Raw genomic sequence first — 21,723 nt, 5'->3', positions numbered from 1 at the left:
TAATTATTCGCCTACAGCACTTTACAAAGTTACTATAAGCTTAGTTACCATTGAATAAATTCTCTAATTATAATATAAACTGCCATGATCAATATAAACCAACCAAAACTCTTTTTAAGCTTGGAATTAGACACATATTTTGAAAGGGATCCCCCAATCAAAATACCGATAATGGTCAATGCTGAAAACAATAGTAAAAAGGTCCAATTAATGGTTTGCGTATGAACGTCTCCCAAAAAACCGATAAGGGAATTGATGGCAATAATTACCAAAGAAGTTCCTACGGCCTTCTTCATCGACAAACCAGCCCAAAGTACCAATGCAGGCACATATAAAAATCCGCCGCCAGCACCTATAAGCCCTGTAATGACACCAATAACCATTCCTTGAACAAAGGTCTTGTAATATGGTTGTGGTTTATGAACTTCTTCTGTTTTTCCCTTCTTTTTGATCATGGAAGTGGCTGCCATAAACATGACCACCGCAAAAAAGACCATGATTAACATATCCTTGGAAAGTACATAGCCTCCAATATTGAATATTTCTTCAGGGATGTATGGGACCAAAAAGCGTCTTGACATATAAACCGCCAAAAACGACGGAAATGAAAAGGCCAATCCGGTTTTAAAATCAACTTGCTCCTTTCTGTGTTTTTGAACCACTCCCACCAAGGAAGATGAGCCTACCACAAATAAGGAATAGGCCGTAGCCACAACAGGGCTATAACCAAGAAGATACACCAATAAAGGCACTGTAAGTATGGAACCTCCTCCACCTATCAAACCTAAAACCACTCCAATTACTAGAGCTGCAACATAACCAACTATATCAATCAATGTCTTTAATTTTGGTGCAAAAATAATTTACTTACCGCAATTCATGGTAACATTGGTTACAGTTTATTATAGATCTAAGACTTTGATGCTGTTACGGTGAAGTTTGATATGCCCTTCCTTTTCCAAGGATTTTAGAAGTCTAGAGATTACTACTCTAGAAGTATGCATATCATTGGCAATTTCTCTATGGGTTACATTTATAAGGTCATCATGATTGGCCATAGCCTTGTCCTTTAGGTATTTTAACACCCTTTTGTCCATTTTTAAAAAGGCAATGGCATCAATGGCTTCCAACAACTCCGTCATGCGTTCGTTATAGCTCTGAAGAATAAAATTCTGCCAACTTTTGTACTTGGTCATCCATTCGCCCATTTTTTGAACAGGAATCATGATTAACTGCGCATCTGTTTCAGCAACCGCTCTAATTTCACTTTTCTTCTGCTCCATACAGCAGGATAAGGTCATGGTACAGGTATCGCCTCTTTCAATAAAATATAGAATCAGTTCGTCACCCTCTTGATCTTCGCGTAAAATTTTAATGGCTCCCGAAATTAACAAAGGCATAAACTTGATGTACTCTCCTATTTCTATCAAAATATCCCCTTCCTTGACCTCCTTAAAGGTTCCAAATTCCTGAATTTCCTCAAGCAATTCATCTTCAAACAAATAACCGTAATATTGTTGTAACGCGTCCTTCATAAATGTGTATTCTAAGAGGTGTTAAAGATAAGATTATAAAACTAATGTACCACACCTCTATTTTTACAAATCTCTAGAAGAAATATATCGTATTGAATACCAAAACAAAACAACTTTAACCAGCATAAAAATACATGTAGAAGAATAAAAATTTGAGGAATATTCGTTATATTCACCAAGAAATAACGACAGTAAAATCATGATATCCGTATCCGAAGCTTTAAACATATTAAACGGCATCAATATTCCGTATAAATCAGAAATATGCCCTTTGGATGAGGCATTGGGAAAAGTCCTATTTGAAGACATTTTTTCTCCTATTGATATGCCTCCGTTTCGCCAATCCGCCATGGATGGATATGCCATAAAATGGAGCATCTCCAAAAGCTATACGCTAATTAATGAATCGAAAGCCGGTGACACGCTTAACCATTCTTTGAATGATGGCGAGGCAGTACGCATTTTTACGGGCGCTTTGGTCCCTGATACTGCGGACACCATTGTGATACAGGAGCACGTTACAAGGAACAGTGATGCTATTACTATTGATAAACTACCAGAAAAGTCAGCCAACATTAGACCAACCGGCGAACAGATAAAAAAGGGAGGCCTCGCCCTAGCAGAAGGAACCAGTCTTAATGAAGCTGCAATTGGCTATTTGGCCAGCTTAGGAATTAATGAAGTTAAGGTTTATACGTCTCCTAAAGTTGCCATAATTGTTACGGGAAATGAATTGCGAGCGCCCGGAACCTCTCTCAAACCTGGAGAGATTTACGAAAGTAACGCCGCCATGCTATCGGCTGCTTTGAGAAAAATTGGTATCACCAATATAACAAAGTATAAAGTAGAAGATACTTTTGAAGCTACAGTAGAAACTATTTCCAAGGCCATAGCTGCCTCAGATGTGGTATTTGTCTCAGGAGGGATTTCTGTGGGTGATTATGATTTTGTAAGGGAGGCATTACTTAAAAACAATGTCGAAGAGGTGTTTTATAAAATCAATCAAAAACCGGGGAAACCTCTGTGGTTTGGACAGAACGAAAGTGCCTTTGTGTTTGCCTTCCCCGGCAATCCGGCCTCAGCCCTAACCTGCTTTTATGTCTATGCGCTTCCTCTACTAAAAAAGTATAAGGGATTTAATAATGGAGCATTACAGCGCATACAGGCCAAAACCAAACGCGATATTAAAAATCCTTCGGGGAAAACATTGTTTTTAAAAGCGCATTTGGAACATGATGCTGTAGAAGTTTTACAAGGGCAAAGTTCTTCTATGTTGCATACGTTTGCACTAAGTAATGCATTGGTGTGCATCCCAGAACATATTTCAGAAGTTTCCAAAGGTAACATTGTTGAATGCATCAAATTGAATGAACAATGAAAATTAAAAGTAGGGTTTGGATTGAGAATGACGGCAAAACCTTTTTAGGTTTCGGACGTATTTTACTGCTCAAAAAAGTGGAAGAAACCTCCTCTATCAATGCTGCGGCCAAGGCCATGAATATGTCCTATAAAAAAGCATGGAAATTGATGAATGACATGAACGATATTTCCAAAGAGCCTATTCTTATTAAAAATATTGGAGGTAAAAATGGCGGAGGCACTACCCTTACCCCATACGGAAAAGCCTTGATTGAACAATTCGAAACCATCAACAACAACTGTATGGCCTATTTGGAATCGGAATTTAAAAAATTGGAACTATGAGCATGCTAAGCACAGAAGCCTTCATCCTTTTTGCAATTATTTTAGTTGTGATTGCCTTTTTGTACGCTAGTGTTGGTCATGGTGGTGCCAGTGGCTATTTAGCCTTAATGGCCCTGTTTTCATTCCCTATTGCCTTTATGAAACCAACGGCCCTTTTACTGAACATTTTTGTGTCTGGGATTTCCTTTTGGTTTTTTAAGAAGAATAAACACTTTAGGTGGCAACTGTTCTATCCTTTCGCCATCACATCTATTCCTGCCGCATTCTTGGGAGGCTACTTAAGCATCAACCCAACCTTATACAAACAAGTTTTAGGGGTGTTCCTAGCCATCGCCATCATGAGAATTCTAGGGTTATTTGGAAAAGAACAAAATATTCAAAAACCTATTAAGCTTCCGTTGGCATTGGCCATTGGTTTTGGAATCGGACTATTTTCTGGAATGATTGGTATTGGCGGCGGGATTATCCTTAGCCCTGTTATCATTCTATTAGCGTGGGGAAACATGAAAGAAGCTGCGGCTGTTTCGGCTCTGTTCATTTTCGTGAATTCTATTTCAGGGATTTTAGGTTTTACATACAATCAGAATACCATTCCTATGGAATCTTTTGTATTTATACCAATAGCTTTAATTGGTGGGACCTTAGGCGCCCTCTACGGAAGTAGAATTTCTACCAATGTACAATTGAAATATATTTTATCGATAGTCTTACTGATTGCCTCCATTAAATTAATGACCTTATGAGTTTTGCGCCCAACATAACGGCTTATATTTTGTGCGGTGGCGCCAGCAAGCGTATGCAGGAGGAAAAGGGCTTGGTACTTTATAAGGGGCAACCATTCGTTAAACATGTCATCGACGCCTTGCATCCTATTACTTCCAATATTTATTTGGTGACTTCCAATGAAGCCTATCGCCAATTTGGACTGGAATTGCTTCCTGATATTTATAGTAATAAAGGCCCTGTTGGAGGCATTTACACTGCGTTGAAACATTCTTCAACAGCAAACAATCTTATCTTGAGTTGTGACATTCCAGAAGTGTCTACCCAGGTCATCTCAAAATACATCATAGCAAATCTTTCTGAAGCCGATGTAACCTATGTTAGCAATGGAACGGATAATTTTCCCCTTATTGCAGCTTATTCCAAAACATGTTTACCAATTTTTGAAAAAGCCTTAGCGCAAGACAATTTGAAATTGCGAAGCGCAATTGAACAATTGAATTGTAATCGGGTTATTGTTGAAGAGGAAGACCAATTGGCACTAAGAAACATCAACACGAAGGAAGAATTACAAACTTTAATCAATGAAACCCAAGATACCATGGGAACTAAATTGCAAATTATGGAAACAAACGAACTATATCCCATTTTTGTAAAAGTACACCAACTCGATGTGCTTATTGTTGGTGGCGGCAATATTGGTCTGGAAAAGTTATCATTTATGTTGAAATCCAGCCCCAGTGCCAATGTAGAAGTGGTTTCTATAACTTTTCATGAAGAATTGGTTGCATTGGCAAGTAAACACCCTAGTGTAAAGCTTACTCAAAAAGCCTATGACATTTCAGATTTGGAAAATAGGCATTTGGTAATTGGCTGTACCGATAGTCTTGAAGTCAACTTACAGATAAATAAGGATGCTAAAAGTAAGCACCTTTTAGTGAACATCGCCGACACCCCAGATCAATGCGATTTTTACCTAGGCGGAATCGTGACCAAGGGCAATGTGAAAATTGCCATTTCCACAAACGGAAAATCTCCCACCACCGCCAAGCGTATCAGACAGTTTTTGGAAGATGTCATTCCGGAGGACATCAACCAATTGGTCAACAATCTTAACGCCTACAGAAAAACAATTAAGGGCGATTTTGAAGAAAAAGTGAAACAAATGAACCAAATCACAAGTGGTTTGGTCAATAAAAAAGAATAATATGGCTGTTATAAAATATTTTGGTGCGGTTGCTGAAATTACACAGTGCACAGAAGAACATATAGAAGTGAAGAATGAAACATTAAGTGACATCCTAAAACACTTATTTAAGAAATATGAACTTCAGCAATTGCCAATCCATATTGCTTTAAATGCCAATTTAGTTAGCATTGAAGCCGAAACGGCAATTGCAAATACCGATGAAATAGCTTTATTACCACCATTTGCAGGAGGATGATTATGAATAGATACAGCAGACAAATTAATTTGCCTCAAGTAGGCATTTCTGGGCAGCAAAAACTTACCAATGCCAATGTGTTGGTTGTGGGTGCTGGTGGTTTGGGATGTGCTGTATTGCCATATCTAACATCGGCTGGAATTGGGACCATAGGCATTATTGATGGAGATACTGTTGATGAAACCAATTTACATCGCCAAACACTTTACAGTGAAAAAGACATCAATCTCAGCAAAGCAAAAACTGCAGCAGAACATTTAAAGAAAAATAATTCAACAGTATCTATTGAAACCTATGATGCTTTTTTAAATGGTAAAAATGCTTTGGACATCATTCCTAAATATGATTTGGTAATTGACGCCTCAGACAACCTTACGACACGTTACCTTATTAACGATGCCTGTGTGTTGTTGGACAAGCCGTTTATCCATGGCTCGGTTCACCAATTTGAAGGACAGGTCACGGTATGTAATTACCAAAATGGGCCAACTTACAGATGTTTGTTCCCCGAAGCCAACGGCAATGTTCAAAATTGTGAAGAAGCAGGGGTTCTAGGAACTACGGTTGGCCTCATAGGTATGTTACAAGCCAATGAAGCCATGAAACTCATTTTAGATATTGGCGAACTGTTATCAGGAAAACTATTGGTGTATAATGCCTTGACCTCGTCACAACACATCTTTTCCTTTTCTAAAAAGCAGGAGCCAGTTATTGACAAGACATTTTATTCCGCCCAATATTTAAATAGTTATGTTAGGAATCAATCCATTACTGAAGCACTTCAAAATGATATAATCCTTATTGACGTTAGAGAAACAGGAGAATTGCCTTCTATAGAACACCCCAATGTGCTCAAGCTTCCGCTTTCTACCTTAGAATTAAATCTAGACAGTTTAAATCCTGAAAATATCTATGCTGTTTTCTGTCAAAGCGGGGTAAGAAGCAAGCAAGCTGCTAACATTTTAAAACAACAACAATTCAAATCCATTATATGTATCACCGATGGCGCCGAAGCCATTTCAAAACTATTGAAAGATGAAAAAAGTATTCATTGACGGTCCTATTTCACCGGAATTCATTTCAGAATCCATTCGCAAGCACCAAACAAAAACCGATATTGGTGCCCACAATATCTTTTTGGGACAGGTTCGCGCCGATGTGGTGAACAATAAAACGGTCGCTGCTATCGACTTTACTTGTTATGAAGCCATGGCTAATGAAATACTAACTGATATTAGGGAAAAAGCATTTAAAACCTTCAACCTTACCTGCATGCATATTTACCATAGTTTGGGTACCGTGAAAGCTGGAGAAATTTGCTTTTTTGTGTTTGTTTCGGCTAAACACAGTTCTGAAGTCTATGAAGCCACACAATACTTAGTGGACATTGTAAAGAAGAAAGTGCCACTGTTTGGAAAGGAGATTTTTGAAGACGAAACCCATCAATGGAAAACCAATAAATAAACCATGGTAGACATTACCCATAAAATAAAAACCTTAAGAGTTGCCACAGCCCAAGCTGTAGTTAAAGTAAGTAAACAAGATACGATAGACGCGATCAAAAACAATATGGTGCCAAAAGGTAACGTGTTTGAAATGTCCAAAACTGCGGGACTGTTTGCCGTAAAGAACACGCATAACGTTATCCCTGATTGCCACCCCTTGCCTATTGAGTTTACTTCTGTTGAATTTGAGATTGAGGATCTTGACATCAAAATTGATGTTACCATAAAAACCATATACAAAACAGGGGTTGAAGTTGAAGCCATGCACGGTGCTTCCGTGGTTGCCTTGACACTTTATGACATGCTAAAGCCTATCGACAAACAGATTGAAATTGGCACTATTAAACTTTTGGACAAAAAAGGTGGCAAAAGTAGTTTCAACAACAAACATAGATCGCAACTTAAAGCTTGCGTGTTTGTATGTTCCGATACTATTTCGGCAGGTTTAAAAGAAGACAAGGCAGGTAAAGCCATCATTGAGAAACTCGAACAAAATGATGTGGCCATTTCCAAATACGAAGTGATTCCAGACGAGATCGATATTATAAGAGAAAAAACAATCACTAATTCCGAAAACCATAATCTTATCATTTTTACTGGAGGTACAGGATTATCATTTAGGGATGTTACTCCAGAAGCATTGGAACCTATTTTGGAGCGACGTATTCCAGGTATTGAAGAGGCCATCCGCAGTTACGGACAAGAACGCACACCTTACTCCATGTTATCACGAAGTGTTGCAGGAACACTTGGGGATTGTTTGGTTTTAGCCTTACCAGGATCTACCAATGGCGCTAAAGAATCTATGGATGCCGTGTTCCCTCACCTTCTCCATATTTTCAAAATTTTAAAAGGACAACAGCACGATTAAATGTCAAAAAACGATTCCATATTGACCGATAGTTATGGGCGAAAGCACAACTACCTCCGCATTTCATTGACTGAAAAGTGCAATCTGCGCTGCACCTATTGCATGCCTGCCAATGGCGTTCCATTGACTCCCAAAAGTCATTTAATGACTGCCGATGAAGTTTTTGATATCGCTAAAATATTTGTAGAAAATGGCGTGACCAAAATACGACTTACAGGCGGTGAACCCTTGGTGAGAAAGGACTTTACAGATATCCTAAAACATCTTTCAACATTACCCGCAAAGCTGTCTATTACTACCAATGCCGTACTTTTGGACCGATTTGTTTATGATTTCAAAACTTATGATCTTCAAGATATCAACATTAGTTTGGATACACTCAATCCTGAGAAATTCCAACTGATTACCCGAAGAAATGAATTTCAAAAGACCTATCAGAATATTTTGCTTGCCTTGGAAGACGGCTTCAACGTTAAAATAAATGTCGTTTTGATGAAGGGCTTTAATGATGACGAAATAGTGGATTTAATTACTTTAACCAAAAATCTTCCAATCTCTTTAAGGTTTATTGAATTCATGCCATTTGACGGCAACAACTGGAATAAGGACAAGTTGGTTTCCCAAGAAGAAATTCTCAATCAAGTTTATAATCATTTTGGATCTTCAGAAATTGTATCTTTAAAGAACGAAGACAATTTCACTTCAAGGAATTTTAAAATCAAAGGATTTGAAGGACAGTTTGGAATCATCAGTACAGTTACCAACCCTTTTTGCGATAGTTGTAACCGTGTTAGGTTAACGGCCGATGGCAAACTTAAAAATTGCTTGTTTTCAAACAATGAAACCAATTTGCTCACATCCCTTAGAAATAACGAATCTATTGAACCTTTAATTCAATTGGCATTATTCAAAAAGAAAGCCACTAGAGCAGGTCTAACCACTATTGAAGCATTCAACAATACCGAACTCCACAACAACCGAAGCATGATTACCATTGGTGGGTAATTTCCAACCCAACTCTATTTTCTATTGAAAAACAATCTAGAAATTGGAATCAGCATTAAACCGGAAAACACGAAGACAAAAAAGGCATATCGCAATCCAAAAGCGTGTGCTAAATACCCCACCATTGGAGGGCCTATCAACATTCCGATGGTTCCATAAGTAGAAATGATAGAAATAGCCATTCCTGCGGAATACTTTTGGGAAGTTCCAGCCAAACTGAAGGCCATTGGGAATACAGAAGCAGTACCAAAACCAACTAAACAGAATCCAAACAGAGCTGGCCAAAAGTAAGGCCAAATAATCGAAATCAAAATTCCAATCGCCACACTAACGGCACTAATTGCAAAGGTTTTTGGCATTCCTAACAACTCCACCAAACGATCTGAAAAGAAACGTGACAACGCCATAAAGGTCATAAAAATTAAATACCCATAGGTAAAGACTTCTGCCTTGACCACTTCCTTAAAATACACCCCACTCCAATCGAACATCCCTCCTTCACACAACGCGGCAAAAAAAACCAAAAGTCCCAAATACAAAATAAAAGCATCAGGCTTGCCCAAAATCAATTTATTACCAGAAGGCGCTTTGTCATTAGTCAACGTAAAAAAGTAAGCTACAATGGAACACACCAGAGTTACAATTGAAACAACCATTAAGTGAACAGGCATTCCAATATTAAGTTTTACCATTAAAGTTGAAAAACCAACACCAACCAAACCTCCCGTACTCCATAATCCATGGAAGGAACCTACAATTCGCTTTTCATATTTCTTTTGCAATGTAATTGATTGAGTATTCATAGAAATGTTGAGAATCCGCATAAAAAAAGAAAATACACAAATACTTATTACCAATAAAAATGGGGTCGTGACAAACCCAATAGCCATTAGCGCCAAAGCAAAACAAACAAAAGCCACCACCAAAGGTCCACGGCTGTTATACTTGGAAATCAACCAACCGGACACAGGCAACCCAATGATAGAACTGATGGGCATGGCTAAGAGAATGGTTCCCAATTCCGCCTCATTAAAATTGAAATAGGTTTTAATACTTGGAATCCTCGATGCCCAAGTAGCAAAGGTCAAACCAGATAAAAAGAAATAGGTATTTAAGGCAATACGTTGTTTTACTCTCTCTTGCATAACAGGATTTGCGGAATATATACACTAATTGAAACCTACAAAATTAGTTTAAAATGCGCTAGCAATACACTCTAAACTAACCAACAGTAAAAAATTATAGCATCCTTATTTTAATGAAGTGCTATTGATAATGAATCAGAGAAAATATGAATTTAATGCAAAGTTTGTATTCTAATCTTTGCTTCAAACGCCAGCTCCAAACTTAAAAAATACCCTAACAGAGACAAATCACCTTCAATGCAAATACCTCAAAATAATAAATTTACAATATTTAAGTATCTTTAATAAACTGATACAACAATCAAGTTGTTCAAAAACTTCCTCTTCATTGGCTGATCTAAAAAGAATCCAAAACTTAGATCCATTGCGCGGATTCCTTGCTCTAATGGTTGTATTTAACCATATTGCAATGTTGTCAAGATCTGCCGACTTACCCAATCTTTCACAATTTGCAATATGCAATCGAGGTCCTGAAGCAGTTTTTGTGTTTTTTTCTTTAAGTGGTTATCTCATCATTGGACTATTGTTTGAAGAAAAGAAAAAGCTTGGAACAATAAACATAAAAAGCTTTTATATACGACGCATTTTAAGACTTTATCCGGTATACTATTTAGTCCTATTCATGGGATTATTTCACTATCAAATTGTCCTTCCTGCATTGAACATCCCTTTCAAAATTAATTACAATACAGCAGAAGCACTTCTTCTGAATGTAGGCTTACTCCCTAATGTTTTTAAGGCTCTTTATAATCCTGGGTCCATACTAAGTATTTTATGGTCCATAGGAATAGAAGAACAATTTTATTTAGCTGTAGCACCAATACTCTATATCATCCCATTAAAAAAACACTTCAAATATCTGCTATTGTTTTCAATTGTATATTTCTTGCTATACCATACAAACATGTTTTCATTCTTGAGGCAATACTATTTACTCTACTTTTACATGTCCACAGGTGGCCTATTAGCAATTCTGGTTAAATTAGGCTACCGGGTTCATTTTTCCTCATGGAGTTTAAGAATTATAATGTATATAATTTTCATCGTTCACTTTTTCTCCAACCTGTTTCAATTTTCAACTATATTTTGGCAAAACCTTTTTCAGCTAATTCTATTTAACTTGGTGATCGTTAATCTTGCAAACGAATCCAAATTCAATATCACAAATCCATTTATTAATCACCTTGGGAAAATTTCATATGGTATCTATATGTATCACATGTTTGCAATTCATATAATTGTGTTTGTTTTCATGAAACTCCACAATGAAATTTTACCCAAATGGGCCACGATACTTACTATTAACTTATTTTCATTAGCTGGGACGCTCATGGTTTCTCATATCTCATACAAATACTATGAATTAAAATTCTTAAGACTAAAAGGAATTTTTCGACCAAAATCACAATACAACACTCAATAACAACTACTTACACAAAACACTCGCAATTTTCAAAAAAAATGATTGAAAATTATTTCAAATTCATCTAAGTTTGGTTGCAATTTTCAACCTATACAACCAACTAGTTTATGCTCTATATCCTAAATTCTGTTATCAAAACAGTTAAATTTAACCTACTTTTTTTAATAATATCTCTTCTAGGTTTTAATTCCTACTCACAAATATCATTTGAAAAAGGTTACATTATCGACAATTCCGATACAAAGACTGAATGTTTGATAAAAAACATGGACTGGAATAATAATCCTTCCGAAATTAAATTCAAATTAGCCCAGAACTCCGAAATTAAAACAGCTAACTTAAAAAGCATTAAAGAGTTTGGAATATATAATAAAGTACAATTTATAAAGAGCGATGTAGAAATTGATGTTTCCTCTGACGACCATAACATTTTGAGTTATACCAAGGACCCTATTTTTGAACAACAAGAAATATTCTTAAAAGTTATTGCTTCCGGAGAAGCCAACCTTTACAGTTATAGAAATGATAAAATAAAGCGATATTTTTTCAACTTGAATGATTCTAGAATTGAACAGTTAATTTTTAAAAAATATAAAATTTCTGAAATTAGGATTCAAGAGAATGCATTATACAAACAACAACTTTGGAATGCTTTAAAATGTGAATCTATCTCTATAAGGCAAATAAGAAAATTAAAATATTATGAAGACGATTTACTTAAGTTATTCACCATATATAACCAGTGTCAAAATTCAGCATATGAAGTTCCTACTGAAAAAGAAAAACGAGACCTTATAAATTTAACAATTAGACCTCGTATAAACAATTCTATCCTAAGTATGAATAACACGATGACTGATTTTAAAGATTCTGAATTTAAACGAAAAAACAATTTTGGAATAGGACTTGAAGCTGAAATAGTTTTGCCTTTCAACAAAAACAAATGGTCATTTTTTATAGAACCCACTTATCAATATTTTAAATCAAAAAGCACACAAGAATCAGGTAGTTTTACCCTAGGGGAAATTAACAGTACTGTAAATTACGAATCCATTGAATTACCCATAGGTTTTAGACATTATTTTTTCTTAAATAATTCATCAAAACTCTTTTTAAATGTTGCTTTAGTATTTGATTTTAGTTTCAGTAAATCTAAAACGACTTTTGTGTCCAACGAAACAACAAGTCTAGGTGTTTTTGAAATGCATTCTATGGAAAATTATGCTATTGGCGCAGGCTATAAACTTAAAGACAAATATAGCTTTGAGGTGAGATATTTCACAAATAGAAATGTACTAAAGGATTATGTTCACTGGGATTCTGAATATAGTACAGTTTCTTTTATACTCGGCTATTCTTTCCTATAACTATTTGCAATTAAAGTTTTCATACACACCAAATAAGTTTCCTATTCAGTCTCAATTTTTATTTCAAACTTTCTATTTATGCTTTACCATTTTAATTCAGCTACTAAAAGACCTGAATTTAATATTTTTTTTATCCTAATATTCCTTTTTTGTCTTAATGCCTCTGGACAAATCCTCTTCGAAAAAGGTTACTTTATTGATTATTCAGGAAAAAGAACAGAATGCTTCATAAAGAATATGGATTGGAGAAAAAATCCAACCGAATTTACCTATAAACTATCTGAAGACTCCGATCTTAAAACAGGAAACTTAAAAAACTTTCTTGAATTTGGTGTTTACAATACTGTAAAATTCTTACGACATACAATCAATATTGATTTTTCTTCAGAAAGCATTTCCTATCTTGACTACAAAAGGGAACCAAATTTTGAAAAAAAAGAAGTTTTCTTAAAAATTCTGTTGGATGGCCATGCTTCTTTATATCAATATGTTGATGGCGGCATAACACGGTATTTTTTTAAAACAAATGACAATTCAACTGAACAGTTAATCTATAAAAAATACATAGATTCCAACAATGCTATCAAAGAAAACATGGAATTCAAGCAACAACTATGGAACTCTTTAAAATGCGCGACCATAACGATTGAACAAATCAAAAAATTAGACTATAACCAAAAAGACTTATTGAATTTCTTTATTGCATATAACCAATGCATAGACCCAACTTACAAAATAATAGACCAAAAACGCAAAAAAGACTTATTCAATTTAAGTATTAAAGGACGTGTCAACAACGTTTCTTTAATGACCAATTCTTCCAATTTCGAATTTGGCAACCCTGAATTCAATGACAAAATTATTTTTGGATTTGGACTTGAAGCTGAAATTTTTCTTCCTTTTAACAAAAACAAATGGTCAATATTTGTTGAACCAACCTTGGAAAAATATAAGAACAAAAATACATTTGAAACAACTAGTGTATCCACAGGAAAGGTTAAATTATTAGTTGACTATACTTCTATTGAGCTCCCCATCGGATTAAGATATCACCTTTACCTAAATAAAAATTCAAAACTATTCTTAAATGCAGGAGCAATATTAAACTTTAGCTCCAATAATTCCCAAGTTGAATTTGAATTAGACCACGGTACTTATCCTTCGATTGAGATAAATCCATCTAGTAATTTTTGCTTTGGGATAGGATATACTTTAGCAAACAAATATAGTCTAGAATTAAGATATTCCACAAACAAAGATATTTTGAGCAGGCCATCATGGAATACGGAATACGAATCACTTTCCTGTATTTTTGGGTACTCAATCCTTTAGCAATTTTTAATTTTCATTAAAAGGTTTTGTCTCATCAACTAATGAATTTTACTTTTTTCAAATCAATTTAATCTTAATTATAAAATATCAAATCTACATTTCATGCTTCTTATATTTTCCTCAGCTAATAACAAATTCCAATTTCTTTTTTTAAGCCTACTTTTAAGCTTTACCACCTACGCCCAAATATCCTTTGAAAAGGGTTACTTCATAGATTATTCTGGCAATAAGATAGAATGTTTAATAAAAAACACTGATTGGAGATACAACCCTACTGAGTTTAAGTACAAATTAGTTGAAGAATCTAAGGTTGAAACAGGCAATATCAACACAGTAAAAGAATTCGGAATTTACAACAAATCAAAATATTTAAATGCCACTGTAAAAATTGATATTTCCTCTTCAGACCTATCAAAACTCGGTTATCAAAAAGAACCAATCCTTAAAGAAAAACAACTGTTTTTAAACGTTTTAATAGAGGGAAAAGCTAATTTATACCTATTTGTAGACGGTGCTATGAGAAGATACTTTTTCAGTACAGATATCAACCCCTTGGCACAATTAATTTATAAGGAATATAAATTTGAAGAAAATAAGATAAAAGAAAACAATGAGTTCAAACAGCAGCTTTGGAATTCATTGAAATGTGAGGCTATTACTATGGGGCAAATTAAAGCTCTAAACTATCACAAAGATGATTTATTAAATATTTTTATTGACTACAACGAGTGTAATGGTACAGGATATCGAACTTTCAAAGAGAAAAAGAAGATTTCCTTTAATTTATCATTGCGTCCAAGACTCAACATTTCCTCACTAAGTGTCAACAACTTAAAATCGAGCTTTAAAGACACAGAATTCGACCAAAGTTTGAATTTTGGTTTTGGAATAGAAGCTGAATTTGTTTTACCCTTCAACAAAAGGAAATGGGCCATAGTTCTTGAACCTACTTACCAATATTACAAATCTGACACCAAAATTAATGCAAGTGGAGTAACCTATGGAGAAATCACTACTAGCGTAGACTACTCTTCCATCGAAATTCCTTTCGGATTACGTTACTACTTCTTTCTAAGCGATAATTCAAAACTCTTTATTAATGGACTAGCTGTTTTTGATCTTGGAATAAAGGAATCTGCCATCGAATTCGATTTAGGTTATACAACTTTAACCCCACTAGACATTAACACTTACCTAAATGCAGCATTTGGTGCTGGATATAAATTTAAAGATAAGTATAGCCTTGAATTTAGATATTTTACACCTAGAAATCTAGTAAGCCATTATGTGAATTATGATTCCAACTACCAATCGATGTCACTTATTTTGGGAATCTCCATATTATAAACATTAAATTACTTATTTTCAAACATTTACAAAACAACCTAAAAACCTAAGCTTTAATTTTAGTATCTTGTAGGAGTATTTAATACTTGAAATTATGCGTTATATTTCCATAATCTTTATTTTAGTTACTATGTTTTTAACCTCCTGTAACGAGTCTAAAAAACAGCCGTCCATGGAATCCTCGTCAAAACCTACAGAAATGACAAATAACTTTTCCTTGGAAGGTACCTGGGAAGCCAATTACATTATGGGCGCTCCAAAAGATTTGGGTGAAATCTACCCACACGGTGCTCCAAAAATTACATTTGATCTGGAAAAAGAAACAACTGGAGGCCAGACAGGATGCAATAATTTTAGCGCACCTATAAAAATTGACGGCAATAGCATTCAGTTCAATGAAGCAATGGCTGTCACCCGAAAAATGTGTCCAGATATGACAGGGGAAAAGCTATTTCTAGAGACCTTAAAAAAAATAAACAAATTCTCAATCAGCGAAGAGGGCAATACACTCAACTTAATCATCGGAGATATTGCAGCCATGAGACTTCACAAGCTTTAAACTTCCATAGTTTCAACATACAATATTCTAGGACACACAGCCTCCTCGCAACTTATAAACAATTCAAAAACAAAAAGTTACACGTAATCCACTTAAAATTAGTTATATTAGCTTTGTAAATAAACACTTATGTTTTTTACAATAGTCCCTACACCATATTACATTCAAGTACCGATGTTCACAAGAAGAAATTGATGATTCCAATCTACTTTGTCAACACCATGAAATGCTGATTAGAACTTCTTCCATAACACTATTTGCCTTACTGTTCTTTTGCAGTCTATATGCTCAGAAGAAACCTAATGACAATGATACCCTACAGCTTATTGTAAAACCCTATGGCAGCTTTAGAGGCCATATGGCGGTATTTGAAAGGGAGTTGGAATTTCAGGAAAATGCCTCCAGAATTGGAATGAATATTGATATTAAGGCCAAAGGTATCACTTTTTTTATGGGAAGTGAGTTACAACTTAAAATGTTTAAGGGAAATTTGGATTTTAATGCCGATGCCAATTTATCCAGTGGGTTTTTAGTGGCCGAATCCTCCCAATCGGACCAGGTGTTTGGAAGTCGATTGGGGTATTTAGGCTTTGACCTCAAAAAGTACGGCAAACTTACCTTTGGCAAACAATGGGGCGTCTTTTATGATGTTACTGGGTTTACAGACTGCTTTAATGTATTTGGTGGACGTGGATCACCTACCTATTACGGAGGGACCGATGGAGGTACCTTAGGTACAGGAAGGGCCGATCAAGCCTTTGTATACCGCAACTCCTTTGGCCCAGTTTCGCTAGGGCTTCAAATGCAGGCCAGGTCTGCTACCAACAATAAGTTTTTTGACAGTTATGGAGTCTCTTTAAAACTAAAACTCTTAAAACACTTTTTGGTTGCAGGTGCTTACAACAAAGCATATTTAAATCAAGCCCTTATTGACGATAATTTGATTCTAGGTCTTGAAGGCCAACCTGAGTACTTTGCTGTTGGGATGCAATACAATAGCAAACACCTACAGTTAGCGGCGGTGTTGTCGCACCAAAATAATGGTGATTTAACTCATGGCGTTTTGGTTGAAGATCAAGAAATCACAAATCCATCTGTTGTATTTGATGCCACAGGGTTTGAATTCTACGGCAGGTACCAATACCACAGTGCCATTTTTATAGCAGGCTATAATCTCTACAACCCACAAACCCAAGAAATCACAGCACCTGATGGTCAAAAGCCTGTTGTTAGGGGGTTCAAAATTGAAGATTTCATCCTTGGCGCCGAATACCGCCCATTAAAAAGAGCCTATTTTTACTCTGAATACAGAATTTCCAACGGCAAATCTTCCCTAGGCGTGAAAGACTATGACGTATTTACCATAGGTATCAGGATAAATATTGAAAAGATTTACAGAACAAGAATCAAGAAATTGATCTAAGCTGAGAGCGAAGCAAACCAGTTGCTTTTTATTCTCCAACAGGTACAGCGCTCGCTTCAATTTTTCCGTCGTAAGTAATACGATTTCTGTTGCTGCTACTAACGGAGAGGTTGGCATTTCCGTTTCCGTAAATGGTTAAAATCATCCTGAAATTTTCCGAGTTGTTCTTTACCGAAAAACTAGTCGTGATCCTTCTTTTCCTTTCATCCACTTTTTGGCTTTCCTTGTAAATTTCACCTTTGGCCACTACACCTCCACTAGAACTTGAACCATAGCCATAAGCCACCTGTGCAACGCCAAAATATGGTAAATCAACATCAATATTTTGGTGGTCAAGCCTTAAAAAATTAGGGTTTCCCATTAAGTTAATCCGACGTCCTTTTTGGGTCGTTGCCCATTCGGCATTGAAAGTATACACCGCTCCTTCTACAAGTGTTTTGGTTTTCAAAAACTCTTCCTGCTCTTGTGCATTCTTTATAGCCTTCTTTTCTGATTTTTTTTGGCCACTCAATGTTGCCGTTGAAAACACAAAAGAAACCAAATAGGCCATCATTATTCTCAAAGTAATTTTCATATCATCCCACCTTTATTTTTTATAATCCATGAACTGTCTACTTAAATTACAATTTCCATAGCTTTTTTAAAAATTTATTCACTGCAATTTCAATTCCTATAAACACTCTTTAGCCTTCCTTGCTGGTAGTAAAACGCAAAAACAAGTAGCCCAGCAATCCTGCAATGAGGGAGCCTGATAAAATACCTAACTTGGAAAGTTCAATAAAATTAGGCTCTTCCTCAAAGGCCAAATTGGCTATAAAAATCGCCATGGTAAAGCCTACACCAGCTAATAAACTCACCCCTACAATATGCTTAAACCGAATCCCCTTAGGCAGAGCAGCCAGCCCTAGTTTTACGCCTAAAAACGAAAAGGAAATCACTCCTAAACTCTTTCCTATCAATAGGGCCAACGCTAAATTAATGGCCAAGCTCATATCTCCAGTATTACTGCCGCTTAAAGGAATTCCGGAATTGGCAAAGGCGAATATTGGAATTATAAAATAGGCTACCCAACCATGTAAATTGTGCTCTAATTGTTGCAAAGGAGATTGGGCATTGGTAATCCAATCCTGAAGGCCGTCCATTAAATACAACTGTCTTTTGGAAAGCATTTCTCCCCCATCATTACTAGTTCTGTGAAGCTTCTTAGTGAAATCATCAAGATCTTCAAGACTGTCTTTTAAAGGATGTTTTCTTCTTATTGGTATTATCAACGCAACCAAAACACCAGCAATGGTTGGATGAATTCCGGATTTTAAAAACAATAGCCATACCAAGGTTCCACATAAGGTGTAAATATACATATTGAAATACCTCCTTGCACTCAATGCTACCAATACGAGCAATACCAATAAGGCATAACCAATGAGTACCCAATCAATATGATGACTATAAAATATGGCAATGGCCAAAACCGCCATTAAATCGTCTACAATAGCGAAAGCTGTCAGAAATATTTTAAGGGACAAGGGCACCCGATCTCCCAACAATTGCAAAATGGCTAAAGAAAATGCAATATCTGTGGCCATAGGAATCCCCCAGCCATCAGCTGTCATAGAGTCTTTGTTAAGAAACAAAAACAACCCAATTGGAATAAAAACGCCACCTACGGCTGCAAAAATAGGTAATGAAGCTTTTTTTAAACTATTCAGTTCCCCCAACAAAATTTCACGCTTAATCTCAAGACCTATCAAAAAGAAGAATATGGCCATAAGCCCATCATTTACCCATAGCGACAAAGGCTTGGATAATTCAAAACTTCCTATCTCAAAGCCTATATGATGTGTCCATATTTTTTGGTAGGAAGTTGCATAAGGAGAATTGGCCCAAATTAGGGCCGCAATAGTGGCCGTAAACAGTAAAACCCCGCTTAAACTTTCAATTTTTACAAATTTAGCAATGGGAGTAACAAGAGATCTTCTTAACTTTTTGGCCATTTTGGATAATTTGTATCTAAGGTATAAAAATACTTTGACCACCACTAAAAAGTGATGGTCAAAGTTAAATGTAACATACAAATAATGAACAACTTAAATCAATCAACCTGCCTTTCCAAGATCTTTTATAACAAGAGCATTGGATGGCACTTTTACCCCACTTTTAAGGGACATTGGGGAAACGGGCTTGTCATTATCGGATATCACAGATGTTAGATGAGTTATGGAGTTTTCGATTTTATATTCACTTCTAAACCCAACCAAACTAATCTCAATTTGTTTGTCCTTACAACCTGTTTTGGCAAACTCCTTTATTAATTGGAGTACATCATGATCTATATATACGGTATTTGAGGCATCTATAATTAAGTGACTGTTTTCTGGTAAATGGGCAAAGGTTTGCTTGATGGCTGCTTTGTTCAAAAAAGAGACCTCTTGAGCCAATTCCATATGAATGGCCTTTCCTTTTGAATGTTCATCCTTTTTAAAGAAATAGGCCAACTTTAAATTCCCTCTTAAAATAAAATATACACTCACTGTCAAACCAATGGCAACCCCTACCAACAAATCGCTAAGTACAATGGCCACTACAGTTACAACAAATGGAATGAACTGAAATTTCTTGCTGTTTTTCCACATATGGATAAATACCTTTGGACTTGCCAAATTGTAGCCAATCACGATCAATACAGCTGCTAAGGAAGCTAGCGGAATTCTGTTCAACAAGGTTGGAATTACAATTACAGCCAACAATAAAAATAGACCGTGGGAAATTGTTGCCAGTTTTGTTCTACCACCGGAATTCACATTAGCAGAAGACCTTACAATTACAGAGGTCATTGGAAGTCCGCCAATCATACAACTTAACATGTTTCCAACCCCTTGAGCCTTTAACTCTCTATTAGTATTGGTATAGCGCTTCAAGGGATCCAATTTATCTGATGCCTCAATACACAAAAGGGTTTCTATACTTGCCACTGCAACAATTGTCAATGCCACTACCCAAACACTTGGATTCACGATTTGAGAAAAATCCGGGAGACTAAATTGCCCCCAAAACGCAGCCATGGAATCAGGCACAGGTAAACTCACCAAATGCTCAGAACTTATGGCTAGAGAAGAGCCAGTATATACAAATATTTCATTCAAACCTACCCCCACCAAAACAGCCACCAATGAGCTAGGTATCGATTTTATTTTTTGTAGAAAAGGTACTTTTTTAAAGGCTATGATAACTCCCAAAGATGCCAACATCACCAACAAAGCGCCTAGATGAACAAAGTTTATCGCATCGATTATAGTTGAAAACAAGTCGTGTTTACCGTCCTTATCCACATGGAAAAAATCACCTTCATTTATGACATCATATCCTACGGCGTGAGGCAACTGGGTTAAAATAATCAGTATTCCTATACCTGCAAGCATGCCTTCAATAACATTGGAAGGCAAATAGTTTGAAATAACACCTGCTTTTAGGTAGCCCAAAACAATCTGGAGTACCCCAGCAATAACCCCAGCCAACAAAAATGCCTGAAAAGACCCCAATGTTGAAATGGCAGTAAGTACAATGGCGGTTAAGCCTGCAGCCGGTCCTGTTACGCTTAAGGGCGAATTACTTAAAACGCCAACCACAATACCTCCTACCACTCCAGAAATAATACCTGCAAACAGAGGAGCCCCACTGGCCAAAGCTATTCCTAAACACAAAGGCAAGGCCACCAGAAAGACAACCAATCCAGATTTTAAATCTGATTTTAAATAAGTAGTATCCAATAATTTCATTTTGATGATTTTATTTTAATTGTAATTTCACTAATAGTGTATCCAGAAGCCCTTCAGGTTTTCTTTCTTCTCCAAGGCACTCATTGTTGCTCTCTACTTCAATGTGCTTTATGTCACTTTTTCTTACATATGGAGTAATATCGAAACATTTTTTAGAAACAAAACTGGTAAATCCCTTACCTGGAATCAGCGCTTCATCTATATTGTACATTTCCAAAAAATCTTTAAAGGCATATTTGTTGTTTCCGGTAAATACGACATTCTGGATGTTCTTTACCTTATAACCATGATCTTCAAACAGTTTTTTCTGTACCTCTAAATATTCTGGAGCTGCAATAAAATTTAAAATTCGTGTGTTTGAGAAATTCATATAATCAAACAAAGATTCACCAATTCTATAACCCGATGCAAAAACAATATGCAATGTATCCTCTGGATAATTCAGTACAGCACTTTTAAGCAACTGTAATGAACTTTCACTAAAATTTGTTGGTATTAATACTGTTTTCATTGTCCTATTTTTAACAATGCAAACATATTCCCCCCTTATTAGAGCGGTTTAA

Annotated in this window: 22 protein-coding genes and 1 pseudogene; 16 read left to right on the top strand and 7 right to left on the bottom strand. The window is 35.9% G+C overall.

Features of this window, described 5'->3' with window-relative positions; genetic code table 11:
- Positions 1-44: 44 nt before the first annotated feature.
- Both ZA05_RS14520 and ZA05_RS14515 read right to left on the bottom strand, forming a co-directional pair.
- Positions 45-836: a sulfite exporter TauE/SafE family protein gene (locus ZA05_RS14520; RefSeq protein WP_053992408.1), complete on the bottom strand. Its 792-nt coding sequence runs from the start codon at positions 834-836 to the stop codon at positions 45-47.
- A 66-nt stretch (positions 837-902) separates the two neighbouring features.
- Positions 903-1,535, bottom strand: a complete 633-nt coding sequence (locus ZA05_RS14515; RefSeq protein WP_053978030.1) for a Crp/Fnr family transcriptional regulator — start codon at positions 1,533-1,535, stop codon at positions 903-905.
- A 199-nt stretch (positions 1,536-1,734) separates the two neighbouring features.
- Here ZA05_RS14515 and glp point away from each other — a divergent pair, with 199 nt between their 5' ends.
- From glp to moaA, 10 genes and pseudogenes are all read left to right on the top strand, one after another.
- A complete protein-coding gene (gene glp / locus ZA05_RS14510) occupies positions 1,735-2,913 on the top strand; it encodes a gephyrin-like molybdotransferase Glp (protein WP_053992407.1) in 1,179 nt (392 codons plus the stop codon).
- Entirely contained in the window at positions 2,910-3,239 is a 330-nt protein-coding gene (locus tag ZA05_RS14505) for a winged helix-turn-helix domain-containing protein (RefSeq protein ID WP_053992406.1), read from the top strand. The genes glp and ZA05_RS14505 overlap by 4 nt, the downstream gene beginning before the upstream one ends.
- Positions 3,236-3,982, top strand: coding sequence for a sulfite exporter TauE/SafE family protein (locus ZA05_RS14500; protein ID WP_053992405.1), 747 nt, complete (start codon positions 3,236-3,238; stop codon positions 3,980-3,982). Before ZA05_RS14505 ends, ZA05_RS14500 begins: the two co-directional genes overlap by 4 nt.
- A pseudogene (locus tag ZA05_RS18505) lies at positions 3,979-4,449 on the top strand (molybdenum cofactor guanylyltransferase); the annotation flags it as partial. The gene ZA05_RS14500 and the pseudogene ZA05_RS18505, both read left to right, overlap by 4 nt.
- A gap of 135 nt (positions 4,450-4,584) precedes the next feature.
- Entirely contained in the window at positions 4,585-5,169 is a 585-nt protein-coding gene (locus ZA05_RS18500) for a bifunctional precorrin-2 dehydrogenase/sirohydrochlorin ferrochelatase (protein ID WP_053992547.1), read from the top strand.
- A 1-nt stretch (position 5,170) separates the two neighbouring features.
- Positions 5,171-5,407: a MoaD/ThiS family protein gene (locus tag ZA05_RS14490; RefSeq protein ID WP_053992404.1), complete on the top strand. Its 237-nt coding sequence runs from the start codon at positions 5,171-5,173 to the stop codon at positions 5,405-5,407.
- 2 nt (positions 5,408-5,409) lie between these two features.
- A complete protein-coding gene (locus ZA05_RS14485) occupies positions 5,410-6,462 on the top strand; it encodes a HesA/MoeB/ThiF family protein (RefSeq protein WP_053992546.1) in 1,053 nt (350 codons plus the stop codon).
- The gene (locus ZA05_RS14480) at positions 6,443-6,871 is read left to right on the top strand and encodes a molybdenum cofactor biosynthesis protein MoaE (protein ID WP_053978035.1); all 429 of its coding nucleotides are present in this window, start codon (positions 6,443-6,445) and stop codon (positions 6,869-6,871) included. The genes ZA05_RS14485 and ZA05_RS14480 overlap by 20 nt, the downstream gene beginning before the upstream one ends.
- A 3-nt stretch (positions 6,872-6,874) precedes the next feature.
- Positions 6,875-7,783: a bifunctional molybdenum cofactor biosynthesis protein MoaC/MoaB gene (gene moaCB / locus ZA05_RS14475; RefSeq protein ID WP_053992403.1), complete on the top strand. Its 909-nt coding sequence runs from the start codon at positions 6,875-6,877 to the stop codon at positions 7,781-7,783.
- On the top strand, positions 7,784-8,788 hold the full coding sequence (gene moaA, locus ZA05_RS14470) for a GTP 3',8-cyclase MoaA (protein ID WP_053992402.1): 1,005 nt from the start codon (positions 7,784-7,786) through the stop codon (positions 8,786-8,788).
- Positions 8,789-8,802: 14 nt separating this feature from the next.
- On the opposite strand, the gene ZA05_RS14465 is transcribed toward moaA, so the two are convergent.
- Positions 8,803-9,933, bottom strand: coding sequence for an MFS transporter (locus ZA05_RS14465; RefSeq protein WP_053992401.1), 1,131 nt, complete (start codon positions 9,931-9,933; stop codon positions 8,803-8,805).
- A gap of 328 nt (positions 9,934-10,261) precedes the next feature.
- Here ZA05_RS14465 and ZA05_RS14460 point away from each other — a divergent pair, with 328 nt between their 5' ends.
- The 6 genes from ZA05_RS14460 to ZA05_RS14435 all read left to right on the top strand — a co-directional run bounded on the left by ZA05_RS14460 (position 10,262) and on the right by ZA05_RS14435 (position 17,384).
- Entirely contained in the window at positions 10,262-11,356 is a 1,095-nt protein-coding gene (locus ZA05_RS14460) for an acyltransferase (RefSeq protein WP_157514720.1), read from the top strand.
- Between the two features lie 266 nt (positions 11,357-11,622).
- On the top strand, positions 11,623-12,723 hold the full coding sequence (locus ZA05_RS14455) for an outer membrane beta-barrel protein (RefSeq protein ID WP_197276108.1): 1,101 nt from the start codon (positions 11,623-11,625) through the stop codon (positions 12,721-12,723).
- 237 nt (positions 12,724-12,960) lie between these two features.
- Positions 12,961-14,055, top strand: a complete 1,095-nt coding sequence (locus tag ZA05_RS14450) for an outer membrane beta-barrel protein (protein WP_197276107.1) — start codon at positions 12,961-12,963, stop codon at positions 14,053-14,055.
- 102 nt (positions 14,056-14,157) lie between these two features.
- Positions 14,158-15,402, top strand: a complete 1,245-nt coding sequence (locus ZA05_RS14445; RefSeq protein WP_053992397.1) for a porin family protein — start codon at positions 14,158-14,160, stop codon at positions 15,400-15,402.
- A gap of 199 nt (positions 15,403-15,601) precedes the next feature.
- The gene (locus ZA05_RS14440; protein WP_197276106.1) at positions 15,602-15,961 is read left to right on the top strand and encodes an META domain-containing protein; all 360 of its coding nucleotides are present in this window, start codon (positions 15,602-15,604) and stop codon (positions 15,959-15,961) included.
- Between the two features lie 226 nt (positions 15,962-16,187).
- Positions 16,188-17,384 (top strand): porin, encoded by a 1,197-nt coding sequence (locus ZA05_RS14435; protein WP_053992395.1) that lies wholly within the window; start codon positions 16,188-16,190, stop codon positions 17,382-17,384.
- Positions 17,385-17,412: 28 nt separating this feature from the next.
- Here ZA05_RS14435 and ZA05_RS14430 read toward each other — a convergent pair whose 3' ends face one another.
- The 4 genes from ZA05_RS14430 to ZA05_RS14415 form a co-directional block, all read right to left on the bottom strand.
- Positions 17,413-17,958 (bottom strand): DUF4251 domain-containing protein, encoded by a 546-nt coding sequence (locus tag ZA05_RS14430; RefSeq protein ID WP_082333797.1) that lies wholly within the window; start codon positions 17,956-17,958, stop codon positions 17,413-17,415.
- A 109-nt stretch (positions 17,959-18,067) separates the two neighbouring features.
- The gene (gene nhaA / locus ZA05_RS14425) at positions 18,068-19,378 is read right to left on the bottom strand and encodes a Na+/H+ antiporter NhaA (protein ID WP_053992393.1); all 1,311 of its coding nucleotides are present in this window, start codon (positions 19,376-19,378) and stop codon (positions 18,068-18,070) included.
- A gap of 102 nt (positions 19,379-19,480) precedes the next feature.
- Positions 19,481-21,160, bottom strand: coding sequence for a SulP family inorganic anion transporter (locus ZA05_RS14420; protein ID WP_082333796.1), 1,680 nt, complete (start codon positions 21,158-21,160; stop codon positions 19,481-19,483).
- A 10-nt stretch (positions 21,161-21,170) separates the two neighbouring features.
- Positions 21,171-21,671 carry a hypothetical protein gene (locus ZA05_RS14415; RefSeq protein ID WP_053992392.1) on the bottom strand — a complete coding sequence of 167 codons (501 nt, stop codon included), beginning with the start codon at positions 21,669-21,671 and terminating at the stop codon, positions 21,171-21,173.
- Between the last annotated feature and the right edge of the window lie 52 nt (positions 21,672-21,723).

The sequence above is a fragment of the Mangrovimonas sp. TPBH4 genome (assembly GCF_001280505.1).
In the GTDB taxonomy this organism is placed as follows: domain Bacteria; phylum Bacteroidota; class Bacteroidia; order Flavobacteriales; family Flavobacteriaceae; genus Mangrovimonas_A.
This window is presented reverse-complemented; position numbering and strand designations above follow the sequence as displayed.

Excerpts from the sequence above, each read along its gene's own strand:
- ZA05_RS14515 (WP_053978030.1), bottom strand. The coding sequence starts at position 1,535 with ATGAAGGACGCGTTACAACAATATTACGGTTATTTGTTTGAAGATGAA.
- glp (WP_053992407.1), top strand. The coding sequence starts at position 1,735 with ATGATATCCGTATCCGAAGCTTTAAACATATTAAACGGCATCAATATT.
- ZA05_RS14505 (WP_053992406.1), top strand. The coding sequence starts at position 2,910 with ATGAAAATTAAAAGTAGGGTTTGGATTGAGAATGACGGCAAAACCTTT.
- ZA05_RS14500 (WP_053992405.1), top strand. The coding sequence starts at position 3,236 with ATGAGCATGCTAAGCACAGAAGCCTTCATCCTTTTTGCAATTATTTTA.
- ZA05_RS18500 (WP_053992547.1), top strand. The coding sequence starts at position 4,585 with ATGGAAACAAACGAACTATATCCCATTTTTGTAAAAGTACACCAACTC.
- ZA05_RS14490 (WP_053992404.1), top strand. The coding sequence starts at position 5,171 with ATGGCTGTTATAAAATATTTTGGTGCGGTTGCTGAAATTACACAGTGC.
- ZA05_RS14485 (WP_053992546.1), top strand. The coding sequence starts at position 5,410 with ATGAATAGATACAGCAGACAAATTAATTTGCCTCAAGTAGGCATTTCT.
- ZA05_RS14480 (WP_053978035.1), top strand. The coding sequence starts at position 6,443 with ATGAAAAAAGTATTCATTGACGGTCCTATTTCACCGGAATTCATTTCA.
- moaCB (WP_053992403.1), top strand. The coding sequence starts at position 6,875 with ATGGTAGACATTACCCATAAAATAAAAACCTTAAGAGTTGCCACAGCC.
- moaA (WP_053992402.1), top strand. The coding sequence starts at position 7,784 with ATGTCAAAAAACGATTCCATATTGACCGATAGTTATGGGCGAAAGCAC.
- ZA05_RS14465 (WP_053992401.1), bottom strand. The coding sequence starts at position 9,933 with ATGCAAGAGAGAGTAAAACAACGTATTGCCTTAAATACCTATTTCTTT.
- ZA05_RS14455 (WP_197276108.1), top strand. The coding sequence starts at position 11,623 with ATGGACTGGAATAATAATCCTTCCGAAATTAAATTCAAATTAGCCCAG.
- ZA05_RS14450 (WP_197276107.1), top strand. The coding sequence starts at position 12,961 with ATGGATTGGAGAAAAAATCCAACCGAATTTACCTATAAACTATCTGAA.
- ZA05_RS14445 (WP_053992397.1), top strand. The coding sequence starts at position 14,158 with ATGCTTCTTATATTTTCCTCAGCTAATAACAAATTCCAATTTCTTTTT.
- ZA05_RS14440 (WP_197276106.1), top strand. The coding sequence starts at position 15,602 with ATGACAAATAACTTTTCCTTGGAAGGTACCTGGGAAGCCAATTACATT.
- ZA05_RS14435 (WP_053992395.1), top strand. The coding sequence starts at position 16,188 with ATGCTGATTAGAACTTCTTCCATAACACTATTTGCCTTACTGTTCTTT.
- ZA05_RS14430 (WP_082333797.1), bottom strand. The coding sequence starts at position 17,958 with ATGAAAATTACTTTGAGAATAATGATGGCCTATTTGGTTTCTTTTGTG.
- nhaA (WP_053992393.1), bottom strand. The coding sequence starts at position 19,378 with ATGGCCAAAAAGTTAAGAAGATCTCTTGTTACTCCCATTGCTAAATTT.
- ZA05_RS14420 (WP_082333796.1), bottom strand. The coding sequence starts at position 21,160 with ATGAAATTATTGGATACTACTTATTTAAAATCAGATTTAAAATCTGGA.
- ZA05_RS14415 (WP_053992392.1), bottom strand. The coding sequence starts at position 21,671 with ATGAAAACAGTATTAATACCAACAAATTTTAGTGAAAGTTCATTACAG.